Annotated in this window: 3 protein-coding genes and 3 pseudogenes; 3 read left to right on the top strand and 3 right to left on the bottom strand. The window is 38.7% G+C overall.

The annotated features are described in order from the left end of the window. A partial coding sequence (locus OZD64_RS03780) for a hypothetical protein (RefSeq protein ID WP_274999123.1) occupies positions 1 to 278 on the bottom strand: 278 nt, incomplete at its 3' end. A 51-nt stretch (positions 279 to 329) separates the two neighbouring features. Between OZD64_RS03780 and ltrA the strand changes: the two are divergent. Further along, positions 330 to 1876, top strand: a pseudogene (ltrA, locus tag OZD64_RS03775) (group II intron reverse transcriptase/maturase). Then, positions 1873 to 1998: pseudogene (locus OZD64_RS03770) on the top strand (Rpn family recombination-promoting nuclease/putative transposase); the annotation flags it as partial. The pseudogenes ltrA and OZD64_RS03770, both read left to right, overlap by 4 nt. Positions 1999 to 2258: 260 nt before the next feature. Here OZD64_RS03770 and OZD64_RS06870 read toward each other — a convergent pair. Both OZD64_RS06870 and OZD64_RS03765 read right to left on the bottom strand, forming a co-directional pair. Next, positions 2259 to 2804 (bottom strand): annotated as a pseudogene (locus OZD64_RS06870) (portal protein); the annotation flags it as partial. Positions 2805 to 2817: 13 nt separating this feature from the next. Continuing rightward, positions 2818 to 4644 carry a QueT transporter family protein gene (locus OZD64_RS03765; protein ID WP_208571741.1) on the bottom strand — a complete coding sequence of 609 codons (1827 nt, stop codon included), beginning with the start codon at positions 4642 to 4644 and terminating at the stop codon, positions 2818 to 2820. 228 nt (positions 4645 to 4872) lie between these two features. Between OZD64_RS03765 and OZD64_RS03760 the strand changes: the two genes are divergently transcribed. Next, positions 4873 to 5152, top strand: a 280-nt coding sequence (locus tag OZD64_RS03760) for an IS5 family transposase (RefSeq protein WP_044471353.1), incomplete at its 3' end; no start/stop codon positions are given.

Genomic DNA, 5152 nt, shown 5'->3' with positions numbered 1-5152 from the left:
TAAAGAGCTAAAGATGCTGATAAGCTCCGACCAAAAGGTAATGTGACATTTTTCATTTCTGGATGTACGCAAATCACCGGTATAGAGAAGCCACCTAACCCACTATTGTATGACAAAAGGAACAGGATAAGCCTGTATTTTCGCCTATATGGCAGGCAACCCGCAAGGAATGCTGATGGATGTGCAGGTAAAGGATAATGGAGAAAGCGAATGCCATTTTGTAACGAAATGGATAGAATTTGTAACATTAATTCGCGTGAAAACGAGCAGACTTCCATTTGGTCCCTCATGACAAGAAACTTTGTTAACCACTTAAGGTAGGAAAGCAGATGATTACAAGTACAACTGTAAGTGCACCTACCAATAACTCCGAAGCATGGAACCAGTTACCCTGGAAGAAATGCCAAAAAGTTGTTATGAGGCTACAGAGGCGTATTGTTAAGGCTGTCCAACAAGGCAGATGGGTAAGGTGAAAACTTTACAACACCTTCTCACACGCTCTTTTAGCGGCAAAGCTTTGGCGGTTAAGAGAGTAACTGAAAACCAAGGAAAAAACACAGCAGGTGTAGATCGTCAAATATGGTCAACTTGCAACACAAAATTTCAAGGAATAAAGCTATTAAAACAAAGAGGATACAAACCTTCTCCGCTAAAACGGATATACATCAGTAAGTCTAATGGCAAAAGAAGACCTCTTGGAATCCCTACGATAAAAGATAGAGCCATGCAAGCATTATACTTGTTTGCTTTGGAACCGATAGCTGAAACGATCAGTGATCGTCACTCTTATGGTTTTAGACCAAAAAGATCCTGCGCAGACGCTACTGTGGCTTGTCACTTGTTACTGGCAAGCCGTAACCAACTACAATGGATACTCAAAGGTGATATTAAAGGGTGTTTTGATAACATTAACCATGAATGGCTCATGAAGCATATTCCTATGGAGAAGAAAATTCTTCATAGCTGGTTAAAAGCTGGCTTCCTAGAATCAAAAACTCTGTATTCCACAACTGCAGGTACCCCACAAGGTAGTATCATCTCTCCAATACTAGCAAATCTAGCCCTAAATGGACTTGAAAAATCATTGGAAAGTCAATTTGGTAAACTTGGCAGTAAAAGAAGAAGCAAAATCAGAAGTGGAGTAAATGTAATCAGGTACGCAGATGACTTTATCATTTCAGGAATCACACGTGAAGTACTGGAAAATGAAGTAAAACCTCTAGTATCGTCCTTTCTTCAGGAGAGAGGTCTTATCCTTTCCGAAGAGAAAACAAAAATTACATCTATTACAACAGGGTTTGACTTTCTTGGTTGTAATGTACGCAGGTATAATAAGAAGTTAATTATAAAACCTTCAAAAGAAAGTATTAAGAAACTTCTTAATAAAGCACGTACATTGATAAAGGCAAACATAGCGAACACTCAGGCCGTACTAATCAAGTTGCTCAATTCCCTATTAAGGGGATGGGGAAATTACTACAGCCATGTGTGTGCGAAAAGAGCTTTTAACAAAATAGACCATGAAATTATGTGTGCTCTATGGAAATGGGCAAAGAAAAGACATCCTCGTAAAGGATTACGTTGGATAAAGAATCGTTACTTCAAGGTAATGAAACAACGCCAATGGGTCTTTGCTGCACCCATATGCAAGAACAAACCGAAAGAGATAAGGTATTTAAGACTGCTTAGGTTGATTGATATACCTATCAGACGACATGTTAAAATCAGGGCGGATGCAAATCCACTTGACTTAAAATGGAAAAAGTATTTGGATGAAAGAGTGAAACAAACAAAAATGTTAGCAAGCTCTTTCTCAAGAGAAGGTTCTCTACTGTTGGTGTCACCATTAAGAATGATGTTTTCTGAGGAATCATGAAGGACAAGCCGGTTCGAGAAAAGAAGGACTGAGATAAGGGGCTCAAGCGTAGTGTGGGAAAACCTGCATGCTGCGTTTCTAAGGGAGGGAGTAGTAGCAATACTACTTCCTTACCTAACCAATGATTATAGGTTTTCTGTGCATAATGACACATAACACCCAGCGGTCTTGTTACCTCATGATTATCAATATAATGAGAGCAGCCACCATGAAATACCAGTGGCAAATGTCTGTGACCATATAATTCCTTAGTTTCAAGAATCTCTTCATTCGTAAAGCGATAAAAAGTTATGCCACCATCTTTTTTTAAATACAAATCAGTAACTTCAATATAAGGAACAGTATCTTTATCTTTAAATTCCAGCTTTGCAATTTTAGCAGGGGAAAAACCCATTTTTTCCAAGCTAGTTTTATATAAGCGATGAATAATACCACAGTAACGTCCATCACCCTTATGTGGCTCATTACTATGTGGATCGAAGAAGAAACTTTCAGTACCGTTTATTGCCCTGATTTTAAAGGTCAATTCATCATCTTCGATATCTTCGTTATTGTAACCAAAACCAACATAAAGCGCAGAATATCCTCCTATTATTGCTTCTTTTAATGCTTTGCTATATTCCACATAGTGATCTTGACTAAAGATCAGATCCGTGATATGATTATGCATCAATTGCATAATCTCCGGATCTTTGCTCTCACCATTAACCTTAAGCTCCAAGTCATACCTTTTGCCGCGTACAGTGTTTAAAATCTTCTCAGCCATCGCAAATGTGACGTTGAAAACTATCGGTTCTGCACCAATATTTAGCAGCTCTCGCTGTTCATTTTCAGTATATTGCTGCCCCATGATCACGAACTTATGCTGCCGCCGTGCCTGCTCGATATTTTGACTCCAATAATCAAACCAACTATTGCGCAGTCTCATTAAGTACTCTAGCTTAGTCATTTCCTTTTACCCGTCCACGAAGAGCTACTTTACCACCACTCATAGCTGCTTTTTTAAGCATTTCTAAGATGAAACCACTTTGTTCTTCGATAATCTTGCCTTGCAAAGCAGATAGTAGTTCTCGTGTTACTGGATCTTTGGCAGAACCAAAAGAATATTGGGCAAATAACTTAGCAATTTTGCCATCTGCAAATCCATTGAGACCTATTTGTGCTAAGACTTCTTTTATAGCTCCTCCAGATAAATGACCAAACCATCCTGTTTTATTAGCAAACTCTGTCAATTTTTCTGAAGCAACAGGTGCTATAAACTTATTTCTAATAGCGTCAGCATTTTCTAACAAAAAACCTCTAATTACTTGGTCCTTAGTAAATACTCCGTTGTCAATAGCAATCTTTTCAGGTAATTCACCAAATACTTCAGCTACTTTTCTAACGTTCCCTTTCTCTAAGGCACTACTCGCACCGCTTAGTAGCCCCATTGTTTTACTGACATTGGCACGCAGCGGTAAAAAGTGTTCTTCTAGTTTGCTTACAACATCTCTGATCTGATTTTCTGGTACATCATATTTTTTGGCTAAATTTCGAGAAGATTCCCTGAGTCCTGATAATATATCGGCAAATTCTTTGGATGTATAATTTCCATCTTTACTAGAAAACTTCTTTGCTAAATCCTTAGCAACAATTCTTTGAAAAGGATTGTTAGTTTCCTTAGTAGCACTCTTTAAGAACTTTCCTACATCATTTACTTTAATATCTGGTACGTCTTTTATTGCAGTATCAAAACCACGACTAACTACATTGCGTACAGGTTCTCTACCCTGTTTAAACAGACCTGTTACTGCTTTTCCACCTTTAGCTACCACATTACCCAGCCCATGAGCTGCGAGAATCAAAGCTGCATCTTCTTTTGTATCAGTAAACGCATTAGAGAGCGCATTTGGATCACCTGCCATTCCTCTTTCAGCAGCAGTTCCAGCATATGCTCCTACCAAACCTCCAAGACTGCCTCCTATAAACATCCCAATAGGTCCTAAAGGTGCCCCAAGCGTAGCTCCTATTGCAACAGCCGGAATATCCGCTATCATCTGTAACCCCAGTTCTCGAAAAAAGTTTTTCTTTATCTCCGGTGGTTCATTAATAATCTCAGGATTACCTGAAAACTTAATTAAAGTATCAAGTTCATCATCACTTAAGCCTTCAATCTGACTATCAAGTTTTCTCGTAGCTTCTTCCTTCACGGTTGCCTGTATCTGTGGATCTTGCATTAGCTGACCAAGCTGTGTCTCATTTAGCCCTCTAATTTTCTTCTGAATATCCCCAGCACGGGCATCAAGCTTTTCCCTCGTTTCATCAAAAAACTTCCTCCAACTCTTGGCTGAGAGTTTATTGACATCGAACTTTTCTTTGAAAGCCTCCACTGAATACTTATTTATAGGCAAACCCTCAATCTGCATAATTGCAGGTAAAAGCTCGCCTTCTAGGTAACGGCCAAACTCATTGCGAGCATTGACTTTAGATTCATCTCTAAAAAGATCCATAACTGAATTAATTTTATCACCATAGAGTAGCCTGGAAAATCTAGAATCAGGCAAAGCACCTTCCGCAGCACCCAGCTTCTCATAAGCTAAATCTATCGCTCTTTGATATCTTGGTACATTTGAAATGTACTCTTTTTCATCAGGTAATAACTCCTGAGCTTTAAGTTGTTGTTCCATGTGTTGCTTTTGGAATTCCTCAAAGCGTTTTCGTTCCAAAAGTCTTTGCTCATATTTACCCTCGAGCGCTCCTTTACCAAGACCACTAAGTAACCCTAACATCTTCCACTACCTTCAAAGTCTCCCCTATACTCATCAACAATACCATCGACCATTTCTTGGCTTCTTGATAAGTTGTTATCACTTTTTAACTTATCCTGAGCAAAGACTAGATGCTTCAGCTCACCACCATCAATCTCATCACAAAGTCCTAAGCCTAATTTAAGTATTAGAGGTTGTCCGGAAACAAGTAAAAGGCTATAATATCTGAAATTTTAGTACGGGGTAAAGATGAGAAAAAAGTATCCAACAGATCTAAGCGAAAGGGAATGGGCAAGAATAGAAAAACACTTCAGAGTATCATACAAGAAAGGAGGAAGGCCGCCAAAGTATAGCAAAAGAGAAATATTAGAAGCAATTTTCTATGTATTGCGTACAGGGTGTCAATGGCGGTATTTACCAAATGATTTTCCGCTATGGAAGACTGTGTATGAGCAGTTCAGGCAATGGAAGAAGCAGGGAATTTTTGAGAAAATGAATTATGAAATTACAAAATATAGTAGAAGAAAAA

This window comes from Wolbachia endosymbiont of Drosophila tristis (genome assembly GCF_028981745.1).
Lineage (GTDB): Bacteria > Pseudomonadota > Alphaproteobacteria > Rickettsiales > Anaplasmataceae > Wolbachia > Wolbachia pipientis.
Note: the sequence above shows the minus strand (reverse complement) of the source record. Positions and strands in the feature narration are given on the sequence as shown.

Excerpts from the sequence above, each read along its gene's own strand:
- OZD64_RS03765 (WP_208571741.1), bottom strand. The coding sequence starts at position 4,644 with ATGTTAGGGTTACTTAGTGGTCTTGGTAAAGGAGCGCTCGAGGGTAAA.